Here is a 21,074-nt window from a genome sequence, read left to right on the forward strand (position 1 = left end):
GAGTCTGATCGAAAGAATAGACGGACAGGATGTTGTCTTTTATGGCTTTGGATTTCGGAGAGATTTCATCAGTGCTTGGATGGCGTTTGAAGTCGCTGCGTGCTGGATGGATGAGTGCCGTGTTACAACACCGACGATTCCCGTCCACTCACTGTTAGCCACTCAATGCCACGCACTCAGCACTCATTGCGATGACCAGACGCAAGAAGGAAGCAGGCGCGCAGTTCGTCAAGTTCTTCGGGCCGCTGCTTGACGCTCTTCGCAAGCTCGGCGGCTCCGGCTCGCCGGAGGAAGTGGTCGAGCAGATCGCGACTGACCTCGCGCTGTCAGACGAAGTCCAAAACGACCTCCTACCCTCTGGCGAACCACGCTTTCGCAACCAAGTTCACTGGGCGCGCTTCTACCTTGTCCGCGAAGGGCTGCTCGACTCATCGAAGCGTGGAGTGTGGAGCCTTACTGAACGCGGGCGCTCCTCCTCCCTCACGTATGAACAGGCGCATCAGATATTCCTGCGCTGGGTGAAGATCTTCCAAGAGCAGCGACGCGCCAAAGCTGAGGTCGCCGAGCCTATCGCTGAGCAAGTCGCTGAGGGCACTGGCGCTCCTTCCAAGGACTACCGGGCTGAAACCATCGAACTCTTACTGGGGTTGCCACCCGCAGGCTTCGAGCGGCTTTCGCAACGCCTGCTGCGCGAGGCGGGGTTCACGCAGGTCGTCGTAACCGGTACGAGCGGCGACGGTGGCATCGACGGTCACGGCACTCTGCAAATCAACCCACTGGTTTCGTTCAAGGTGTTGTTTCAATGCAAGCGGTACGCGAAGTCCGTCTCGCCGTCCCACGTTCGTGACTTTCGCGGTGCCATGGCGGGGCGCGCCGACAAAGGCATCATCATCACTACCGGTTCGTTTACTGCTGAAGCGAGGCGCGAGGCTTCGCGAGACGGGGTGCCGCCAATCGAACTTATCGATGGTGAAAAGCTGATCGACATGCTCGAGAAGCTGGAACTCGGTCTTCGGCCGGTGACTACGTATGAGATCAATCACTCCTTCTTCGGTGAGTTTCGTGGCTAACAAGTCGCTTCAACGGACAGCCCAAAGGCCGCTTCGCGCCCATTGGGCTGCCGCTGAGCTCCAACGTTAGGCGGCATGAGTAATCTGCAAGTCACAAGGGTTGAATTGCTGAGCAATGGGCAGGTTGCAGTTACGCCTGCCGTCGCAAATCCAGGCTATCAGTATCTTTATCGTGCGGCCGCGGGCGTGGAGTGGGTGAATGCAGAGGCAAGGTTTCTGTCCCCTAGTCGCTACATGCTTGGTGCTCCGTTCCCGCTCACCACTGAGCAGCGTTTCAAGAATCTTGCAGGTGCGATGCTTTCAGAGCTTGGGGTGCACCTCGTCGTTTCAGGGCGCACCGAATGGGTTTCGGTTCCGGAGCAAGTACGCAACGCAATTGAGGCGGAGTACGGTGTGTAGCATAGGAGCAACGCGGTTCCGATCCGTAAGGCAAGAAATGCCGTCCAACAGTTCAGTCAACCGGACGCCAAAACCGCTACGCGGTTTCGTCGCCGGTTACTTCAAGCGTTATCTGGCACAGGGGAGGCTGTCGTATGTCGTGGGTTTTTGTTTTGGCCATCGTTGTTGTCGTGGCTGCGGCGTTCCTTGCAGTCGCAGGCAAAAAAGCCGGCACCGGTTCCAAGGTTGGCTTTCCGTACATTCCCGCAAAAGCATTGTTCTCGCCTGCTGAGCGTTCGTTCCTCGGCGTACTGGATCAGGCCGTAGGTCCAGAGCATCGCGTTTTTGGCAAGGTTCGGGTCGCCGATCTCGCTTCGGTCAAGCCCGGCTTGGGCAACGCGGCTCGGCAAGGCGCGCTCAATCGTGTTGCTGCAAAGCACTTCGACTTCGTTGTGTGTCGCGCTTCGGATCTGTCAGTCATTTGCGCAGTGGAGCTCAACGACAGCTCGCACTCATCCAAGCGGGCGCAAACACGAGACGAGTTGCTCACCAAGGTCTGCGAGTCAATTGGTCTGCCGCTGTTCCAGGTTCCTGCAAAGCACGCATACTCCGTGCAAGAGCTGCAAGCACAGTTTGCTTCGGTCATCGGGGTGGCGCCAGTTGTTGCGGCGGTTGCCACATAACGAATAGGGATAGGTCGCGCGCAGCCGCGACCTGATCCCGGGTTGAACAAGCCCGTGCCCCGGAGCGGCGAACGCTTTTTATAGGGGAAAGCTTTTCAGACGCGTGAGGGTGTCGTTGCCCGATCAGGCGGAATGATTTTCACCAGACGAACGCGGCCCGCACCCGCGAGCGCAGCACGTCTTGCCTGGCTGGATCCATCGGTGGCGCGAGGTCCTCCTCGGGAGTGGATTGCCGGCGAGCACGCCACGCTCTCCGGGCCAGCGGATCATGTGGCGATCCGCGAACGTTGCCTCAGCCGTCGGGTCTGCGGCGTTTGGTGACGGCGACGACGATCATCGGGGTATGGCAGCGCATGCAACACAGCGGTGGGCGTGGTCGCAACGTTGCCGCCTGGACCAGCACATGCAAGACGAGTTGCACGAGAACGAGGCGTCGCCTGGCCCGGCAGTGCAGGAATCCGTACTCGCGCACACGACGAAATCCGGTCGGCAGGACGTGGGCGAGCACGCGCCACAGGAACTCGGCGATGGGCAGGGTGCGCAGTGCGGGCTGGCGGGTCTTGGCGTCACGGTAGCGGAAGGTGACGGTGCCGGCGAGGCGATCGTAGTCGAGGAGGTCGCGCTCGTGGATGACACCCCGGTAGAGGTAGCGCGAGAGGTACTGCAATGCCGGCTCGCCACGACCGACACGGCGACAGTCGACCACCCATTTCGGCGGCAGGCCGACAGGGATCGGCACGCCGGCGAGCTGCAGGGCCTGCAGCATCCGAGCACGGAACACCCGGGCCAGGGCAAAGGCGTTGAAGAGGTAACGTCCGGAGAGTTTTCGCCACTGCCGGCGCCGCGCATCGAGTGCGCCTCCGGGCACGATGACGTGCAGGTGCGGGTGCAGATCGAGACGACGGTTGTGGGTGTGCAGTACCGCGCATTGGCCGAGTTCCGCTTTGAGCTTTCGTGTCGCGAAACCGTTGAGGGTCTGCGAGGCGGCGCGAAACAAGGCGGCATAGACGGTTTCGGGGTACGCCTGCGCGGCGGCACGCAAGGGTGCCGGCAAGGTAAAGGTCACCATGAAGTGGTCCACGGACAAACGCTTTCTGGGTGCTGCCTCGATCCATGAAGGTGACGGGCGCGGCACCCTGCGGTCCGGCACGCCCCGGAAACAACAGCTCATGGTGGCGATGATCACGCCAGTAGCGGCGCAGGCACTGCAGGGTGAGTGCAGGCAGTACCACGAAGCGGTCCTTGCGTCCCTTGCCGCCGCGGATATGGACCTGGGCACGGGCGCTGTCGATATCGCCGATCCGCAATCGCAGGGTTTCGCCCAGACGCAGGCCCAGGCTATAGGTCGTCAGCAAGAACGTCCGGTAGCGCCGCTCGCGACTCGCCCGGATGATCCGTGCGACCTCATCGACGCTGACCACATCGGGCAGCGCGTGCACCACCGGCGGCTTGAGCATGTCCACCCACGGCCACTCCCGCTCCAGGACGTGTTCGTAGAAGAACTGCAGTCCGCAGCGCTCGATCTTCACCAGGCTCCACGATCGCTCGTCGATCAGCGAGGCGAAGTAGGACTTGAAGTCTTCCGCGTCCAGTCGATCCGGACAGCGATCGAAGTGTGCGGCTACCCGGCGCAGCGCTCGTGCGTAACCATCGATCGTCTTCGGTGCCTTGCCCTGGAGCTTCAGTGCTCAAAGATGCTTCGCGTACAGTGCGTCAAAACGGGTTTGCTCCGATGAATCCATGTCGCTTCTCCTTCGGTGATGCACACCCGAGTCTGGGTGTGCCGGAGAAGTTTCCCGGTTTTGGCGTCTCGTTCTTCTCGTCTTGTTCCTGCCGCGAAGCGGCTTCGTTCAACTATTCACTCAAGCCGACGCCGCTTCGCGGCGCGGCTTACCTCAAGTGTTGGGAGACTCCATGTTGAACCCTGTGCTGAAGGTGGCTGAGTGAAGAAAAGCTTTGGGAGCATTCACTACTGCGCCTTTTTCTTTGACAGGGTGCTATCGAAGTCTGCGCGTTCATCGAGCGATGGAGTTGCTGCTTTTCATATTGCATCGCATCTTCTGAAAGAACTCGACGCGCTCCAAGAGAAGAACCCGCTGGTGACGCTGTCCTTTGCAACAGATTCCCTTCGCGTGTATTTCCGTGGGCAATTGCAGTTTCACATTCAAGCCAGAAAGTGCCGGACAATTATTTGGATTCCATACGCCTATAGTCGAGCACTTGCCAAAGAGATTCAAAAGCGGCCTCGGCTTTTTCCAGACGAGATGGCAACCATCTCCTGGGTGCTCAGTGAGCAGGGAGTGGACTGGTTGTTGAACTATTTGCGGTCACATTGGAAGCCATCCAACAACGACGGATCGCCGGAGCCAATCACGCACTCAAGGCATATACCCGGCGATGTAAGACAGGCTGTTCTTTCTGAGTTTCTTGCGTCGGGTCGTTGGTGTCCTGGCGTGGCCGGGATGGCCAAGCGCCACAAAGTTAGCGAAGCCATGCGCATCGAGTTTGATCACATTTTGCCGCACTCGGCTGGCGGGTCCAATGGCTATCGGAATGTTCAAATCCTATGCTCCGACTGCAACCAGTTAAAGAGAGCAACAGCGGCATGAATCCCCGTCCCCCAACCCATCGGTCCACCGGACGCTGCGCGATAAAGCCGCGCAGCGCCGGTGACCTCAAACGTTAGGCGGCACAAGAACCACCGTGGACGTACTCCTTCCGCTCCTGCTGGTCGGTGCCATCGCCTACATCGTTTGGCGAATACTTCCGCGCGCGAGCAGGAAGCCAGCACCCCGCACGGCCGCGAACCGCAGCCGCGCGGTCGCGCCAGCTGCGGGTCAGGAGCATCACTGGGAGGGCCGTGGAGACTTTGAGTTCGAAGTTGTGGGTGAGTCACACTACCAGGCGACGCTTGCAGCCCTGGCTGGCCCGCATAGAGCTGAGAGCGCAGAGAAGCCGTGTCGGGCAGTCCTGGTTCTCGAAGACACAAACGCCCACGATCCGAAGGCCGTGTGCGTACAGATCGAAGGCAAGAAGGTTGGCTATCTCGCTCGCAAAGATGCGAGGAGCTACAGGCGCCGCCTAGGAGCCTGCGCGGCAGAAGCCCAACGCTGCTCTGATAGGCGACAATAATGGCATGACGACGATGGGCGACGACTGCGACATGACGACTTCCTACCTTCCGTATCACCCTGATCAAGGGCATTTGCTGCCGGTGTCGGCGGCGGACTGGCTGCCCGAAGGGCATCTGGCGTACTTCATTGCCGACACCGTGGCCTCGCTGGACCTGTCGGCGTTCCACGCCCGTTACGCCAAGGGCGGGCCACGCAATCAGCCGTTTCACCCGGAGATGATGGTGAAGGTGCTGCTGTATGGCTATGCGACGGGGGTGTTCTCCTCGCGCAAGCTGGCGCGTCGGCTGTATGACGACGTGGCGTTCCGTGTGTTGGCGGCGGGCAACTTCCCGGCGCACCGGACCCTGAGCGATTTCCGTGCGCTGCATCTGGAGGAACTGTCGGCCTTGTTCGTGCAGGTGGTGAAGCTGGCGCGCGAGTGCGGGCTGGTGAAGCTGGGCACGATTGCGGTAGATGGGACGAAGGTGAAGGCCAACGCCTCGCGCCACAAGGCGATGAGCTATGGGCGGATGCTCAAGGCCGAAGTGGAGTTGAAGGAAGAGATTGCGGCGCTGCTGGAGCGCGCCCGCGCCACGGACGCGGCAGAGGCGAGCGAACCCGATCACGATCTGCCGGCCGAGATCGCGCGGCGCGAAGCGCGGCTGGCGGCGATCCAGGCCGGCAAGGCGCGTCTGGAAGCGCAGCAGCGCGAGGCCGATACCGCACGCGGGCGCTATGAAGGCGACGAGCGCAAGCCGCATGATTCCGACGGCAAGCCGAGAAAAGGCAAACCGTTCAAACGCGACTTCGGCGTGCCCGAGGACAGCGACCAGACCAGCTTCACCGATCCGCAGAGCCGGATCATGAAGCAGTCCAACGGCGGCTTCGACCACAGCTACAACGCGCAGACGGCGGTGGATGCCGAGCGTCAGATCATCGTGGCGGCAGAGCTTACCGACTGCGCCGCCGACAGTGGCCAGTTGCCGGGGATGGTGGACGCGGTACAGCGCACGACGGGGGCCTTGCCGAAGCAGGTTCTGGCCGACACCGGCTATCGCAGTGAAGCGGCGCTGGCCGCGCTGGCACACACGCCCTGCGAGGTCATCGTGGCACTGGGGCGAGAAGGGCGCGAACAAGCGCAGGTGGATGCACAAAAATACCCGCACACCGCGGACATGGCGCAAACGCTAGCCAGTGAAGCCGGCAAGGCGGCGTACCGCCGCCGCAAGGCCATCGTGGAAGCACCCAACGGCTGGATCAAATCGGTGTTGGGATTCCGGCAATTCAGTTTTCGTGGCGTGGAGAAGGTACGGGCCGAATGGAAACTGGTGTGTCTGGCGATGAACTTGAGGCGGATGGCAGCGTGGGCATGAGGGGCAAGAGAGAGAAAACTCGCCCTCAGGCCACTGCCACGCTTGGGCATGTGTCATCAGGTACGTGCCGCACAGGTCATTTCCTCCACATCGCCGCGTCCACTGCTTCAAAAAGTGCGCTTGGAATTTCTCGTCAATGTGATTTCCCTTCTGCCGCGCAGGCTCCTAGGGCAGAAGCGTCTCTCCGGCGTGAATGCAACCTGTGATGCGCTCGTCGTGGGAGGAGGAACCCGTCGGAATGGCGAGAAACTGTTCTATGGTGTCAAGCTGGACATCAAGCCGTTCGATTGAGACCACGCAACGCCGCGCTTGGCGAGTGCCGCATAACGAATAGGGATAGGTCGCGCGCAGCCGCGACCTGATCCCGGGTTGAACAAGCCCGTGCCCCGGAGTGGCGAACGCTTTTTATAGGGGAAAGCTTTTCAGACGCACGAGGGCGTCGTTGCCTGATCAGGCGGAATGATTTTCACCAAGCGAACGCGGCCCGCACCCGCGAGCGCAGCACGTCTTGCCTGGCTGGATCCATCGGTGGCGCGAGGTCCTCCTCGGGAGTGGATTGCCGGCGAGCACACCACGCTCTCCGGGGCCAGCGGATCGTATGGCGATCCGCGGACGTTGCCTCAGCCGTCGGGTTGGCGGCGGGTGGTCGCACCAGCACGGTCGCCCGGAGCAAGATGAAATTGACGCCAGGTTCTGGCCATCCGGTTGCGTACGTGTTATACGGCAGGTTGCCATGTAAAAACATGGTGAACTTTCGAGTCTGATCGAAAGAATAGACGGACAGGATGTCGGTTTTTATGGCTTTGGATTTCGGAGAGATTTCATCAGTGCTTGGATGGCGTTTGAAGTCGCTGCGTGCTGGATGGATGAGTGCCGTATTACAATATCGACGATTCCCGTCCACTCACTGTTGGAACCCTTCCGTGCCTTGGCGCGCTACTTTTGGAGATTAAATGTGAACCATACGAAAAAGCTTTCTTTGGCAGCCGTAGTGCTGGCTTTCTCCGTGTCGGGTTGTGAAACGACCAACTCTATCCCCTACAAAGCATCAACTGCCAACGTAATATCCATCCAGCAGAGCTTGCAAGCCCAGGGTAAAAAGGTAAGTATTGGTTCGGTGACACTTGCCCCTGGTGTCGAAGAAAGCCCTCTATGCAGACTTAATGGACCTGTAAAAGTAGCCCCAGGTAAATCTCTCCCGCAATATATCAAGGATGCATTTCAGGAGGAGCTGTTCATGGCTCAGGTTTACCAAACCAACGCACCCGCTGCGATTGATGGCCGCCTGGAAGCTTTGAGTTTCAGTTCGGTCTCGCCTGCCAGTTGGGACATAACCATGAGTGTCAAATCGAATATATCCCCTGGTTACACCGTCTCCATCAAATACCCATTCGAGACAAGCTGGTCTGCATATTCTGCCTGTAAGAATGTTGCTGACGCCTTTGGCCCTGCGGTTCAAGAATTGCTAAAGCAGGTTGTAACCCACCCTCAATTTGCAGCATTGGCGGAGTAACTCTGGTTCGACAATCGCTTCGAGAGGGGCGCTCTGCCGGCAGGCCGGCTCCGCGCCCCCGAGCTCGAAAACGCGATCGACTTTTACGTGAGGAGTGCAGGGCCAGTAATAGTGGAGCGCTTTCTGGAAGAGTTCCATTTCTGGCAGTCAGGCACCATCGGCGCAGGCCGGGCTACGGCTCCCGAACTCAGGATCCGCCACGCTGCGTAGCCACCCTGCCCGATCTTTCCCGCTTCGGAATACGGGGAAACGCCGCAGTGATCCGCGCCAGCAGACGCAGCAGTGCTCCCATGTTGTTCGCCACCACCGGTATTCCGCTCACCAGCAGCGCGACCGAAATCTGCCTTTCGGGGTCGGCCCAGGTCAGGTTGTTCGACAGGCCGATATGGCCGAAGGCAAGCGAGGAATTTGCCCCGAACAGCCCGAACGGTGCACCGCCCAGCATGAAGCCAGGACTGTAGCGCATCGGCAGGCCGATCGTGGCATCGCGTGCGGTCGGTCCGGCCGGGGTCGTCGCGCGTGCGACCGTGTCGGGATGAAGGATCTGCCGTCCGTTCCAGCGTCCTTCGTCGAGCAGCATCTGGTAGAACGCCGTCATTTCCTCGGCGGTGGCCACCATGTTGGCCGAGGGAATCACGGCGCGGTAAAAGGCGGGATCGTCGAGCAGGTCGATCACGTCCTGGAAGCGTGCTCCGATCAGGCGGCGCGCGAAATCATCGACCAGTCGCAAACCCTGGATGCCGGTCAGCGACTGCTCGGCGATTCGCGAACGCACCGCAGCGCTGGCGCCGTAATCCAGCACACCCAGGCCCATCGGTTCCTTGAACCAGGCGCGCCAGGCCTTGCGCGTATCCATGCCGGTCACGCGGCGTACGATTTCTTCGAGCAGCACGCCCGAGGTGACCGCGTGATAGGCGGGGCGTCGCCCGTTCGGATCCTGTGGTTGCGCATCGCAGAGCAACTGCAGGCATTGCGCATGATCGAGGATCATGCGCGGATCCTCGACGCCCGCAATGCCTGGAATGCCGGCGCGATGCGCCAGCAGGTGATGGATCGTGATCCGGTCCTTGCCCTTGCGGGCGAACTCGGGCAGGTAGTACGCGATCGGATGCTGCAGGTCGATCTCGCCCTGTTCCTCCATGCGATGGATCAGCGTCGCGGTCAGCGCCTTCGACGCCGAGAAGATGCAGCTTGGAGTCCTCGCTGTCGCGAAGCGTTTCGGAGCACCCTCTTCGGCGTGCGGTGCGTTACCGCTCGCGTGTCCGATCGCGCGACTGAACAGCGTGCGTCCGCTGCAGCGCAGGCTGACCATGATCGCCGGGTAGTAACCGGTACGGTACAACGCGCATACCGCATCCCAGACGGCCTGCACCGCGCGTGGAGCAATGCCCGCATCGCGCGGATCGCACTCGGCGGAGCGATCGATCTGCGTCACCTCGTCGAGATCGTGCGGTACCGCAACGCGGTGCATGAGCTTGCCCAGCGGGTGGCGCGGGATGATACGTGCAAGTGCTGGTGCTAGCGCCATCGGCTCTCCGCCTCCGTGCAATCGTGGTTTCCGGCGCCCTCCTGGTTCACCAGACGTCGACGCCCTTGCGTCGATCACGGCCGGAGCGACGGTCTTCGGTGAAGCGCACATCGGTGCGACGGTCCGCCTGCGATCGCCGCGCGACCCGCCGCCGTCCCACGACACGATGCAGATGACACTCGCAAGCGTTGCGGTCGCAGCCCACCACCGGAACCACGATCACGCGTTCGATCGGGAACGTCTGCCCGCGCAGGCGCTGTACCGCCTCGCAACCATCCTTCTGCGGCATGACCAGGCAACCCCGAAAACCGTCACCGTTGGCGGTCTCGGGCTTTGGACGCACAACAGCGCGCGGCGCTGCGCTGGTCGTGCTGCCCGACACCACCGGCTGCACGGTCCGCGGCTTCCGGCGCAGGCGCAGCCCGACAAACACCGCAGCCACCACCAGAACCAGAGCAATCACCCAGACCATGCGCATGTCCCCTGTTCATGTTGCCGTCAGTGCGGGGGCTCGTCCCACCGAAAAGTATAGGGACCAAGGGATGCCGCGCAAGCCGCAGCGCTCAGGCGTCAACGCGACGCAACCCCACCGCCTCGCGCAATTGCCTCATCAGTGACCGACTGTAGCTGCGGGCACGCTCGGCGCCTTCCTGCAGCAGCTTCTCGATCAGCGCCGGCTGTGCCATCAGCTCTTCGTAGCGCGCCCGCGGCTCGCACAACTGTTCGTTCACCAGTTCGAACAGGCGCCGCTTCGCCTCGCCCCAGGCGATGCCGGCAGCAAACTCACGACGCATTTCCTCGCGCTGCTCCGCGCTTGCAAAGGCCTGCCACACCTGGAATACCGTCGACTCGTCAGGGTTCTTCGGTTCGCCGGGCTCCTGCAGGTTGGTCTTGATGCGGTTGATGTGCTTCTGCAACTGCTTCTCCGGCAGGAACAGCGGAATCGTGTTGCCGTAGCTCTTGCTCATCTTGCGCCCGTCGAGCCCGGCGAGCACGGCCACATCGTCGTCGACCACTGCGCTCGGGAGTACCAGATGTTCGCCGTAGTGATGGTTGAAACGCTGCGCGATATCACGCGCCATTTCGACGTGCTGGATCTGGTCGCGCCCGACGGGCACCCGATCGGCACTGAACATCAGAATGTCGGCAGCCATCAGCACCGGATAGCCGTAGAGCCCCATCGTGATGCCGAAATCGTCGTCCTGCCCCGCCTCCTGATTCGACTGCACCGCAGCCTTGTATGCGTGGGCACGATTCATCAGACCCTTCGCAGTCATGCAGCTCAGCAGCCACGTCAGCTCGGGAATCTCGGGGATGTCCGACTGCCGGTAGAACACCACACGCGAGCTATCCAGCCCGCAGGCGAGCCAGGTCGCAGCGATCTCCCGTGTCGAACGTCGCAGCAGCTCCGGGTCCTGGTTCTTGATCAGCGAATGCAGATCGGCCAGAAAGTAGAAGCACAGCACGTCGGGCTGCCTGCTGGCATCGATCGCCGGCCGTATCGCACCCACGTAATTGCCGAGATGCGGCGTGCCGGTGGTGGTGATTCCAGTCAGAACTCGTTGCTGTCTCATGCGTATCCATCCTGCGCAAGGCCGCCAATGATACGTGCCACGACGGGCCGTCGCCATCCGCGTCGGGCAGCTCGATTGACCCGCTCGGCAACGCTTGCCCATACTCGCGCCTGCATCGTTCCAGCCCGGCAGGAGACCCATCGATGAGCGCATTCAACACCATCGAATTCACGCGTGAAGCCGCCATCGCACGCATCACGCTGAATCGCCCCGACAGCGCAAACGGCATCAGTCTCGAGATGGCCAGCGAACTGCTGCAGGCCTCGCTCGATTGCCGGCACGACGATTCGGTGCGCGCCGTCGTACTTGGCGCGAACGGACGCATGTTCTGCGCTGGCGGCGACATCAACGGCTTCGCGAGCAACGCCACGCGGCTGCAAAGCCACCTGAAGGAGCTGACCCTGCTGCTGCATGCGGCAATCTCCAACCTCGCACGCATGCGCGCACCACTGATCGTTGCCGTGAACGGTGCGGCAGCCGGCGCCGGATTCAGCCTCGCACTGTGCGGCGACCTGGTGCTTGCAGCACGTTCGGCCAGGTTCACGCTCGCCTATACCGCGATCGGGCTGGTACCGGACGGTGGCGCGACGTACTTCCTGCCGCGTGTGGTTGGCCTGCGTCGCGCGCAGGAGCTGATCCTGAGCAACCGACGACTGGCAGCCGAAGAGGCGCTCGAATGGGGCATCGTCACCCAGGTGGTCGAGGACACCGAACTGCCGGAAGCTGCCACGGCACTGGCCACCCGGATCGCCAGCGGACCCACTCGGGCCTTTGGCGCAGTCAAGCGGATGCTGGCTGCGTCGTACCACAGCACGCTCGAAACACAAATGGATCTCGAGGGCAGTGAAATCGCCGCGGCCTCGGTCACCGCCGACGGACGCGAGGGCGTGAGCGCCTTCCTCGCCAAGCGCGCCGCAGTTTTTACTGGCGGTTGAATGGCATGACGACGCGACGCGGGTTGTGACGCGTCGCTCGCCACCGGGTTACACGGTCGGCTCGTCGCAGAAGCGGCGCAACACGCGCGTCAGTGCGTGCAGATCGTGCGCCCCGGCGAACTCGCGCGCCGAGTGCATCGCCAGCATCGGCACGCCGACATCGACCGCGCGCACGCCGACGTTTGCCGCAGTCAACGGACCGATGGTGCTGCCGCAAGCCATGTCGCTGCGGACCACGAAACTCTGCACTGCCACGCCTTCCTGCGCGCACAGCCAGCGAAAGACTGCCGCCGTTTCGCTGCTGGTGGCGTAGCGCTGCGAGGCGTTCACCTTGATCACCGGCCCCGCATTCAGCAGCGGGCCGTGATTGCCGTCGTGCTTGTCGGCGAAATTCGGGTGCACGCCATGGGCATTGTCCGCCGACACCAGCAGCGAGCGTGCGAGCGCGCGCTCCCGATCCTCGCGTTGCGGGTATAGCCGCGCCAGCATGGCAGGCAGCATCGGCCCCTGGGCGCCGGCCATCGACACGCTGCCGACTTCCTCGTGGTCGTTGCACACCGCGATCGCGTCGAACTCACCACTGCACGCTGCGAGTGCGCGCACCGCTGCAAAGCAGCTCAGCAGGTTGTCGAGCCGTGCACCGCAGAGGAACTCCTCGTGCAAACCGACCAGTCGTGGCGGTTGCGTATCGTAGAACGACAGGTCGCAATCGAGCACCCGTACAGCACCACACTGCGGATGCTCCTCATGCAGGCGATCAAGCAGCAGCGCCTCGTAGTCGCGCACCTCGGACGCCGCCAGCGCGAGAACCGGCGGCAGATGCGTCTGCGGGTTGATCGCACGGCCCTTGTTCACCTCCCGGTCGAGGTGGATCGCGAGACTCGGAACCACCGCCAGTGGCGCTCGGAAATCGATCAGCGCATGGCGCACACCGGCCGCCGTCGCATAGCTGACACGTCCGGCAAGGGACAGGTCACGGTCGAACCAGGTATTGAGCAGTGCGCCACCGTAGACCTCGACGCCAAACTGCAGGAAGCCGCTTCGGCGCAGCTCCGGGCACGGTTTGGGCTTCAGGCAGGGGCTGTCGGTGTGGGCGCCGATCAGGCGGATTCCTGCTTCCACTGCCGGTACCCGCCCCTTCGCGAAGGCGATCAGCGAGGAACCGTTGCGGCGCAGGAAATAGCGCCCGTCTGCACGACAATTCCAGTGCGCAGTCTCCAGCAACTCCTCGAAACCCTGCGCAACGAGAATTGCCGCCAGGTTCTGCACCGCATGGAACGGGGTTGGTGAAGCCGCGAGGAAAGCCAGCAGCTCGCGCGTGAAATGCCGCTCCGCAGTATCGTTCACCCTTGCGTCTCCTCATCACGTTCGAGGCGTGCCAGCAGGCTCGAGGTGTCCCAGCGCCCCCCGCCCATCGCCTGTACCTCCGCGTAGAGCTGGTCCACCAGCGCCGTCGCCGGCAGGTGTGCACCGTTGCGGCGTGCCTCGTCCAGCACGATCGCGAGATCCTTGCGCATCCAGTCGACCGCGAAGCCGTGGGCGTATTCGCCAGCCAGCATCGTGCGGTGACGATTGTCCATCTGCCACGACTGTGCCGCACCCTTGCCGATCGCGTCGATGACTGCCTGCGGTTCCAGACCGGCACGGCGTGCGAAGTGCAATCCTTCGGCCAGTCCGGCCACGACGCCGGCAACGCAGATCTGGTTGACCATCTTCGCGAGCTGCCCGGCACCGGCCGGTCCCAGCAGACGCGCGCTACGCGCGTAGCAGTCCAGAAACGGTCGGATGCGTGCGAAATCCTCCACGCTGCCACCGGCCATCACGGTCAGGATGCCTTGCTCGGCACCGGCCTGCCCGCCCGATACCGGCGCGTCGATGAATCCACCACCACGCGCCGCGACCCGGGTGGCGAGTTCGCGTGCGAGTGCTGCCGAAGCCGTCGTGTGATCGACCAGCAGCGCACCCTTTCCGAACGTCGCCAGCACACCCTCCGTGCCGAGTACCACCTCGCGCACGCTGTGATCGTCACCCAGGCAACAGAACACCATCTCGGCACCGTGGGCTGCCTGGGCCGGCGAGTTGGCGCGCTCCCCACCAAATTCCGCCACCCAGCGCTCGGCACGCGCAGGCGTGCGATTGAACACACGCAACGCGTGGCCCGCACGAGCAAGATGAGCTGCCATCGGATAGCCCATCACGCCAAGACCGATGAAAGCGAGCCTTGCCACGAATCCTCTCAGACGATCACATCGATGCCCGCGAGTTCGACAGCCGCCGCATCCATGGCCGTACTGCGTGCAACCGCCAGGTAGGCTGCGACCGCGTTGCGACCCGGACCGGGCCGAAGCCCCGACTCGTCGAGGCGCTGCACGCGCTCTGCTCCGCCGGTGCGCCGTGCCGTTGTGCGCTCATCGGCGTCGGGCACCGCTTCGACACGCGTCCCGTCACGGCGCCCCGCGGCGGCTGCGCTCGATTCGCTTGCACGCACGGCACCCCCGCCAGGCGGCAGCAAGTGCGTGGAAGCTCCGATCAAGCCCGCTGTGATCCGCATGTCCAGTCAGCCGTAATCCGTGCCCATGCCTCCATGTCGCGCGAGTATAGCAACCGCACATCACACGCATAAACAGCGCTGATCAGCTCGCTCCGCCCTGCTCCGCACGCTTCTTCCATAACGAAGCGCTGCGCACATAGACCGGTTCGGCGTGCAATGCATCAACCCAACTGCTGCACTCGGTGCGTGCTGCCAGACGCACGATCTGGCGCGCCGCCGGAGCAGCAGCGACGATCCGCGTGGCTCCCGGCATCTCGAGTTGCGGATATATGCTCCACCCGTTGCCGGCCAGGACCGTCGTCTGTGCACTGCCATGGTCGGCTGCGCGAAATTCATCCGCACGCGCAAGCCCGTCGTCGTGCAGCACCTGCAGTGCTTCCGGTGTCCACGCGTAGCGGCCCCAGTAGATCTCGCCCATGTGTGCATCGACCGCCACCAGCACCTCACCGCCAGTACGCCCCGTGCGCTCGCCCGCATCGGCCGCGAGTGCCTGCAGCGACGAGACCGGGACCACGCGCAGGCCGGCACCAAAGGCCAGCCCCTGCGTGATGCTCGCCGCGATACGCAATCCGGTGAACGAACCCGGGCCTCGACCGAATGCGATTGCGTCGAGCCCCTGCAGTCGCAGGTTCGCCCGCGCGAGCAACTCCGCGACCATCGGCAGGATGATTGCGTGATGCTCGCGCGGACGATCCTCGACGAGTTCCTCGATCGATTCACCGTCGCCGAGCGCCACCGAGCAGCGAGACGAAGAGGTTTCGATTCCGAGCAGCAGTGCCATCGCGGTGTGCTCCGGATACCAGACAGGGCGAACGAAGACGAATGGTCCACAAAAAACGGTGAAGCCCGCACCCCGCTGGCGCGGGAGGCGGGCTTCACGACAGATCGGAAAACGACGGTTCAGGAAGCCGCAGGAGCGCTCGCCGGCGCCGCCTTCTTCGGCGCTGCCTTCTTCGGTGCCGCCTTCTTCGGCGCCGCCTTCTTCGGTGCTGCCTTCTTCGGTGCTGCCTTCTTTGTCGCAGCCTTCTTCAGTGCAGCGAGCTTTTCCTTGACCTTCTTCTGCGCATCGCTGATCCGCTTGGTGGTCGTCTTCTTGCGGTCCTTCATCCACTTTTTCTCGAACTTGTCGATGGCTGCACGCAGATCCGTCTTGGCACGCTTCTCGAGCGCTGCAGCAAGTGCCTTGATGTCTTTCTCCGCGTCCTTCTCGAGCTGCATGATGCGCTCGCCGAGTGACTGACGCTGCTTCTTCTTCCCTCCGGCCTTGGCGGCCGCCTTCTTCGCGGGGGCTTTCTTCGCCGTTGCTTTTGCCATTATCGAACTCCTTGTTTTCAGTAGAACGAGACGAACATCCAACACAGCAACACTACAGAACGCATTCGCAAAATAGCACCTCGATCCGAGGTGTTCAATAAAACACCACATGTATGTGCAAAAGCAGATCACTCACTGCCGTGGCACACGCGCAAATTGCTGCATCCGCTTGCGATCACGATGTCGTGCAGCATCGCGATATGGTCCTCGCGATCGTTCAGACACGCGATGAAGCGGTACTCGGTTCCGCCGGCACCGAGGAACACCGCACGGTTCTGCATGCCCATCTCCTCCAGGGTCTCCAGACAGTCGGCAGCAAATGCCGGACACATCACATCGATCGAGCGCACTCCATCGACAGCCAGTTTGCGCAGCGTCTCGTTCGTATACGGCATCAGCCAGCGTGCGCGCCCGAATCGCGACTGATACGCCAGTGTCCATTCACGCTCGTGCAAGCCCAGACTGGTTGCGAGCAGGCGTGCGGTCCGTTCGCACTGTCGTGCATACGGATCCCCCTTCGCGATGTTCGCCTCGGGGATGCCGTGGAAAGACAGCAACAAGTGGTCGGCACGCCCGTGCTGCTGCCAGTGTTCCTGCACACTCGCAGCGAGTGCAGCGATGTATCCGGGGTGGTCGTGATAGTCACGCACCAGGTGCAGCTCCGGCCACGCGCGCACGCTCAGCAGATGGCGCGCGACCTGATCGAACGCTGCAGCAGTGGTGGTGGCAGAGTACTGCGGATAGAGCGGCAGAACGACGATGCGATCGATTCCACGGCGCTGGCAATCGGCGACGGTCGCGGCGATCGATGGCCCGTGGTAGCTCATCGCGAGCCGCACCCACGGGGCCGCATCACCGCAACTCGCACGCAGCCGTTGCTGCAACCGCCAACGCTGGCGCAGCGCAATCACCCGCAACGGCGAACCATCACCCCAGATCGATGCATAGGCGTGTGCCACCCGCCGTGCGCGCAGCGGAATCACGATCCCGCGCAGGATCGGCTGCCACAGCAGAGACGGCAGTTCGACGACGCGCCGGTCAGACAGGAATTCCGCCAGGAAGGCCGCCACTGCTGCCGGAGTCGGCGCATGGGGTGAACCCAGATTGACGAGGATTACCGCGGCGGGTGGATTCCAGTCCGGAGCTTCCTCGGTCGCCACACGCGCATCCGTGTCCATGGCCCCAAGGGCGCCGGCATCGATTCAGACGAGCGCCTGCAGTACGCGCGAGCGGATCTCGTCGACCGTGCCAACACCATCGATGCCGTGATAACGGGTACCGTTCGCCTGCTCGCCGCGGTAGTAGCCGATCAGCCGCGTCGTCTGCTCGTGATAGATGCCGAGCCGATGACGCACGGTTTCCTCGCGATCGTCTTCGCGGTGTACCAGCGTATCGCCGGTCACGTCGTCGCGATTGGCAACCCGCGGCGGGTTGAACTCGACGTGGTAGACGCGCCCGGATGCGGGGTGAACACGCCGGCCCACGAGGCGCTGCACGATGACCTCGTCGGGAACGGCAATCTCGATCACGTGATCGATATGCACACCTGCGTGCTTCATCGCCTCGGCCTGCGGAATGGTGCGCGGGAATCCGTCGAACAGGAAACCGTTTGCGCAATCGGCACGTGCGATGCGCTCCCTGACCAGGGCGATGATGATGTCGTCTGGCACGAGCCGTCCCGCCGCCATGATCTCGCGCGCCTGCTCCCCGAGCTCGCTCCCCTCCTTTACCGCTGCACGCAGCATGTCACCCGTCGATATCTGGGGAATGCCGAAACGCTCCATGATGAACTGCGCCTGGGTACCCTTGCCAGCGCCGGGAGCGCCCAGAAGAATCACGCGCATCGCTTGTCTCCTGCAGGATCGCCACTCGGACGGTGCGATCCCGGTTTGATGATCTGAACAAAGGCGCTGAACATTACACACCCACGGCAGCGATAACAAGCCGCCAGCGGGCGTGCGCAAGTGAACACACGTCAGCGGTTGCCGGCCCGCTCGTGCTGCTTCACTGCCTCCCAGATGCCGTCGAGGAACTGCGAATCACAGGCTTCCCATGCAAGTCCACGCCGCTGCACTTCTTGTTCGAGCACGCGAAAGCGTCGCTCGAACTTCGTGTTTGCGTGGCGCAGGGAAGCTTCCGCGTCGACGCCGAGATGGCGCGCCAGATTGACGCAACTGAACAACAGGTCGCCAAGCTCATCCGTGATCGCATCCGGATCACGATCACGGCGAGCGATCTCGAGCTCTCCGAGCTCCTCGCGCAGCTTGTCGATCACACCGGTCACATCGGCCCAATCGAAACCCACCGCCGCCGCGCGCCGCTGCAGCTTTGCTGCGCGCGGCAACGCCGGCAGAGCCAGCGGCACGTCATCGAGCACGCCGTGCAGTGCACGCTGGTGCCGCTCTTCCTGCTTGCCACGCTCCCACAGCGCACGCACTGCGCCCTCGTCCGTACGGGCACCCGGATCACGCCAGCCATCGAGAGTGCCGTCCGGGAATACGTGCGGATGCCGCCGCAGCAGCTTGGCGACGATTGCGTGCACGACGTCGCCGAAACCGAAGGCACCCCGCTCGGCAGCGACCTGCGCATGGAAGACTGCCTGGAACAGGTAGTCACCCAGCTCATCGCACATTGCCCCGTCATCGCCCCGCACGACGGCATCGGCAAACTCGTACACCTCCTCCAGCGTGTGCTCGAGCAACGATGCATGATCCTGGCGCAGATCCCACGGGCACCCGCACTGCGGATCGCGCAGCCGGCGCATCAGTTCGCAGAGATCCTCGATACCGTAGCGCCTCATCCAACCTCCGCTCTCATTCGACGTGACGGCGTGCAGCAAGCACGCCGCGTACCCGTGCGATCTTCCCGAGGATGTGCCCCAGAGCCTCCAGCGAGGCGACCTCGATCGTGAGCTGCACCGTCGCCAGGCGGCGTCTGCGATCGACCGTGACCCCGAGATCGAGCACGTTCACACGCTCGTTGCCGAGCAGCGTGACCAGCTCCTGCAACAGCGCCGGACGATCGTGCGCGACTACGCGCACATGCACCTCATGCAACCGCACCGCGCTGGCACGCCAGCGCACCTCGATGGCACGTCCGGGGCTGTGTTGCGCCAGCCGTTGCAGCTTGGCACAGTCCGCCCGGTGCACGCTGACGCCACGCCCCGCCGTCACGTAGCCGGCAATCGCATCGCCCGGCAGCGGCGCACAACAGCGCGCGAGCGTGGTCATCACATTGTCCACGCCCGCAACCTCGATCTCACTGCGCGCATGCCCGCCCGCACGCGCACCGCGTGTCGCCCCCGGTTTTGCCAACGGCACGACGGCCGGCTCCTCCGGGGCCAGACGGGCAATGATCTCGCCGACGCCGGTCTCTCCGCTGCCAAGTGCAGCGAACAGGTCGTGGGAGTCCGCGAAGCCCATGGAGCGCGCCAACGCAGGCAGCGCCGGTGCTGGCAATGCGATGCGCCGCAGCTCCCGCTCGAGCAGCGAGCGCCCGGCGACGATCAGTTGCTCACGGTCCTGCTCCCTGAACCAGTGCCGAATCCGGCTGCGCGCACGCGCCGTGTGCACGAACACGTTGCCGGGGCGAAGCCAGTCGCGATTCGGCGCAGCCTGCTTGGCGCGCAGGATCTCGACACGCTCCCCCGTGCTGAGCACATGATCCAGGCCGACGATGCGCCCGTCGACGCGCGCACCCCGGCAGCGATGCCCGAGTTCGCTGTGGACCTGGTACGCGAAATCGACCGGTGTCGCTCCCGCCGGCAGATCGACCACATGGCCGCTGGGTGTCAGCACGTAGACGCGATCGGCCACCACCTCGCAGCGCAGGTGTTCGGCTATCGTCTCCGTCGCGTCGAGCTCCCCTCCCCATTCGATCACCTGCCGCAACCACGCGATCTTGTCGTCGTAGCCGCTGGCTTGCATGCCCTGCTCGCCACCCTTGTAGGTCCAGTGGGCGCAGATGCCGAGTTCGGCCTCCTCGTGCATGCCACGCGTGCGGATCTGCACCTCGAGCACCTTGCCGCCGTCACCGATCACCGCTGTATGCAGCGAACGGTAGCCATTCGGCTTCGGGTTCGCGATGTAATCGTCGAACTCGCCCGGCAGATTGCGCCACAGTCCATGCACCACCCCGAGCGTGGAGTAGCATTCGGCGACCGTCTCGACCAGCACGCGCAGCGCACGCGCATCGTAGACCTCGGTGATTCCGATCCCCTTGCGCTGCATCTTGCGCCAGATGCTGTAAAGGTGCTTCGAGCGACCCGACAGATCGGCGTGCAGACCCGCAGCAGCCAGCGCTGCGTCGAGACGCTCGATCGCAGCCACGATGAAACGATCGCGATCGACACGCCGCTCGGCCAGCAGATTCGCAATGCGCCGGTAATCGTCTGGCTGCAACTGGCGAAACGCCAGATCCTCGAGCTCCCACTTGATCTGCCCGACTCCGAGCCGGTGCGCAAGCGGCGCCCAGATCTCCATCGCGGCACGCGCGGTCTGCAGTGCATGTTCACTGCGATCGGCAGCGTCGAGGATCCGCAACGCCTGCACACGCTCGGCAAGGCGGATCAGCGCCACACGGGGATCATCGATCATCGACACCAGCATGCGGCGCAGCATCTCGCCCTGGCGGCGCCGGTTCGCGAAACTGCTCGCACCCGGCATTCCCGGACCGGCGCCAAGCACGTCCATGCGCTGCACGCCGTCGAGCAGCACCGGGACTGCATCACCGAACGCCCTGCGCAACGCCGCACCATCGATGCTGTCCGTGGCCGGTAGCTGGCTCAGCACGCCGGCGACCAGCGCGTCGACGTCCAGACCGAGCGACACCAGTGTCTCGACGATGTCGAGCGCAGCGACGATCCGCCGACGCCGATTCTCGGTCGCTTCGCCCACGCACGCACGCAACAGGCAGTCGAACGCAGCGGCAATCCGCTCGCTGCCGCCGATCCCCTCTGCCTGAGGCACGCGCGCGAGCAGCGCCGCGCCGTCGGCAGGCAACGAGCCGGGCAGATCGTGCGCTTGGCGGATCGCGACCATGGC

21 protein-coding genes and 2 pseudogenes are annotated in these 21,074 nt (G+C 63.3%); 8 read left to right on the forward strand and 15 right to left on the reverse strand.

Annotated elements, in window-relative coordinates; genetic code table 11:
- Nucleotides 1-191: 191 nt before the first annotated feature.
- The 3 genes from H7A12_03975 (at nucleotide 192) to H7A12_03985 (ending at nucleotide 2,131) form a co-directional block, all read left to right on the forward strand.
- A complete protein-coding gene (locus H7A12_03975; GenBank protein MCP5319970.1) occupies nucleotides 192-1,070 on the forward strand; it encodes a restriction endonuclease in 879 nt (292 codons plus the stop codon).
- Nucleotides 1,071-1,145: 75 nt separating this feature from the next.
- Complete coding sequence (locus tag H7A12_03980) at nucleotides 1,146-1,469, forward strand: hypothetical protein (protein MCP5319971.1); 324 nt, start codon at nucleotides 1,146-1,148, stop codon at nucleotides 1,467-1,469.
- 134 nt (nucleotides 1,470-1,603) lie between these two features.
- Complete coding sequence (locus H7A12_03985; GenBank protein ID MCP5319972.1) at nucleotides 1,604-2,131, forward strand: DUF2726 domain-containing protein; 528 nt, start codon at nucleotides 1,604-1,606, stop codon at nucleotides 2,129-2,131.
- 292 nt (nucleotides 2,132-2,423) lie between these two features.
- On the opposite strand, the gene H7A12_03990 is transcribed toward H7A12_03985, so the two are convergent.
- The 3 genes and pseudogenes from H7A12_03990 to H7A12_04000 all read right to left on the reverse strand — a co-directional run bounded on the left by H7A12_03990 (nucleotide 2,424) and on the right by H7A12_04000 (nucleotide 3,816).
- Nucleotides 2,424-3,200, reverse strand: a complete 777-nt coding sequence (locus H7A12_03990) for a transposase (protein MCP5319973.1) — start codon at nucleotides 3,198-3,200, stop codon at nucleotides 2,424-2,426.
- A gap of 76 nt (nucleotides 3,201-3,276) precedes the next feature.
- Nucleotides 3,277-3,588, reverse strand: a pseudogene (locus H7A12_03995) (tyrosine-type recombinase/integrase).
- A gap of 9 nt (nucleotides 3,589-3,597) precedes the next feature.
- Nucleotides 3,598-3,816, reverse strand: a pseudogene (locus H7A12_04000) (phage integrase N-terminal SAM-like domain-containing protein).
- Between the two features lie 579 nt (nucleotides 3,817-4,395).
- Between H7A12_04000 and H7A12_04005 the strand changes: the two are divergent.
- The 4 genes from H7A12_04005 to H7A12_04020 all read left to right on the forward strand — a co-directional run bounded on the left by H7A12_04005 (nucleotide 4,396) and on the right by H7A12_04020 (nucleotide 8,130).
- A complete protein-coding gene (locus H7A12_04005) occupies nucleotides 4,396-4,740 on the forward strand; it encodes an HNH endonuclease (protein ID MCP5319974.1) in 345 nt (114 codons plus the stop codon).
- Between the two features lie 554 nt (nucleotides 4,741-5,294).
- The gene (locus H7A12_04010; protein MCP5319975.1) at nucleotides 5,295-6,617 is read left to right on the forward strand and encodes an IS1182 family transposase; all 1,323 of its coding nucleotides are present in this window, start codon (nucleotides 5,295-5,297) and stop codon (nucleotides 6,615-6,617) included.
- A 120-nt stretch (nucleotides 6,618-6,737) separates the two neighbouring features.
- Nucleotides 6,738-6,908 carry a hypothetical protein gene (locus H7A12_04015; protein MCP5319976.1) on the forward strand — a complete coding sequence of 57 codons (171 nt, stop codon included), beginning with the start codon at nucleotides 6,738-6,740 and terminating at the stop codon, nucleotides 6,906-6,908.
- A gap of 664 nt (nucleotides 6,909-7,572) precedes the next feature.
- Nucleotides 7,573-8,130, forward strand: a complete 558-nt coding sequence (locus H7A12_04020) for a hypothetical protein (protein ID MCP5319977.1) — start codon at nucleotides 7,573-7,575, stop codon at nucleotides 8,128-8,130.
- A gap of 187 nt (nucleotides 8,131-8,317) precedes the next feature.
- Here the strand turns inward: H7A12_04020 and H7A12_04025 are convergent, their stop codons facing one another.
- The 3 genes from H7A12_04025 to H7A12_04035 form a co-directional block, all read right to left on the reverse strand.
- Nucleotides 8,318-9,658 (reverse strand): beta-lactamase family protein, encoded by a 1,341-nt coding sequence (locus tag H7A12_04025; GenBank protein MCP5319978.1) that lies wholly within the window; start codon nucleotides 9,656-9,658, stop codon nucleotides 8,318-8,320.
- A gap of 46 nt (nucleotides 9,659-9,704) precedes the next feature.
- On the reverse strand, nucleotides 9,705-10,130 hold the full coding sequence (locus tag H7A12_04030; protein ID MCP5319979.1) for a hypothetical protein: 426 nt from the start codon (nucleotides 10,128-10,130) through the stop codon (nucleotides 9,705-9,707).
- Nucleotides 10,131-10,221: 91 nt separating this feature from the next.
- On the reverse strand, nucleotides 10,222-11,232 hold the full coding sequence (locus H7A12_04035; GenBank protein MCP5319980.1) for a tryptophan--tRNA ligase: 1,011 nt from the start codon (nucleotides 11,230-11,232) through the stop codon (nucleotides 10,222-10,224).
- A 143-nt stretch (nucleotides 11,233-11,375) separates the two neighbouring features.
- On the opposite strand from H7A12_04035, the gene H7A12_04040 reads away from it, so the two are divergent.
- Nucleotides 11,376-12,167 (forward strand): enoyl-CoA hydratase/isomerase family protein, encoded by a 792-nt coding sequence (locus H7A12_04040; protein ID MCP5319981.1) that lies wholly within the window; start codon nucleotides 11,376-11,378, stop codon nucleotides 12,165-12,167.
- Between the two features lie 48 nt (nucleotides 12,168-12,215).
- On the opposite strand, the gene H7A12_04045 is transcribed toward H7A12_04040, so the two are convergent.
- The 9 genes from H7A12_04045 to H7A12_04085 all read right to left on the reverse strand — a co-directional run bounded on the left by H7A12_04045 (nucleotide 12,216) and on the right by H7A12_04085 (nucleotide 21,071).
- Nucleotides 12,216-13,514, reverse strand: coding sequence for a M18 family aminopeptidase (locus tag H7A12_04045; GenBank protein MCP5319982.1), 1,299 nt, complete (start codon nucleotides 13,512-13,514; stop codon nucleotides 12,216-12,218).
- A complete protein-coding gene (locus tag H7A12_04050; protein ID MCP5319983.1) occupies nucleotides 13,511-14,395 on the reverse strand; it encodes an NAD(P)-dependent oxidoreductase in 885 nt (294 codons plus the stop codon). The genes H7A12_04045 and H7A12_04050 overlap by 4 nt, the downstream gene beginning before the upstream one ends.
- Before the next feature lie 8 nt (nucleotides 14,396-14,403).
- A complete protein-coding gene (locus H7A12_04055) occupies nucleotides 14,404-14,700 on the reverse strand; it encodes a hypothetical protein (GenBank protein MCP5319984.1) in 297 nt (98 codons plus the stop codon).
- A 100-nt stretch (nucleotides 14,701-14,800) separates the two neighbouring features.
- On the reverse strand, nucleotides 14,801-15,499 hold the full coding sequence (tsaB, locus tag H7A12_04060; GenBank protein MCP5319985.1) for a tRNA (adenosine(37)-N6)-threonylcarbamoyltransferase complex dimerization subunit type 1 TsaB: 699 nt from the start codon (nucleotides 15,497-15,499) through the stop codon (nucleotides 14,801-14,803).
- A 119-nt stretch (nucleotides 15,500-15,618) separates the two neighbouring features.
- Complete coding sequence (locus H7A12_04065) at nucleotides 15,619-16,032, reverse strand: histone (GenBank protein MCP5319986.1); 414 nt, start codon at nucleotides 16,030-16,032, stop codon at nucleotides 15,619-15,621.
- Between the two features lie 128 nt (nucleotides 16,033-16,160).
- Nucleotides 16,161-17,210, reverse strand: a complete 1,050-nt coding sequence (locus H7A12_04070) for a ferrochelatase (GenBank protein ID MCP5319987.1) — start codon at nucleotides 17,208-17,210, stop codon at nucleotides 16,161-16,163.
- Nucleotides 17,211-17,234: 24 nt separating this feature from the next.
- Nucleotides 17,235-17,876 (reverse strand): adenylate kinase, encoded by a 642-nt coding sequence (adk, locus tag H7A12_04075; GenBank protein MCP5319988.1) that lies wholly within the window; start codon nucleotides 17,874-17,876, stop codon nucleotides 17,235-17,237.
- A gap of 131 nt (nucleotides 17,877-18,007) precedes the next feature.
- Entirely contained in the window at nucleotides 18,008-18,832 is an 825-nt protein-coding gene (gene mazG, locus H7A12_04080; protein ID MCP5319989.1) for a nucleoside triphosphate pyrophosphohydrolase, read from the reverse strand.
- Nucleotides 18,833-18,845: 13 nt separating this feature from the next.
- Nucleotides 18,846-21,071 carry a bifunctional (p)ppGpp synthetase/guanosine-3',5'-bis(diphosphate) 3'-pyrophosphohydrolase gene (locus tag H7A12_04085; protein MCP5319990.1) on the reverse strand — a complete coding sequence of 742 codons (2,226 nt, stop codon included), beginning with the start codon at nucleotides 21,069-21,071 and terminating at the stop codon, nucleotides 18,846-18,848.
- Between the last annotated feature and the right edge of the window lie 3 nt (nucleotides 21,072-21,074).

The sequence above is a fragment of the Pseudomonadales bacterium genome (genome assembly GCA_024234165.1).
In the GTDB taxonomy this organism is placed as follows: Bacteria; Pseudomonadota; Gammaproteobacteria; order Pseudomonadales; family UBA5518; genus UBA5518.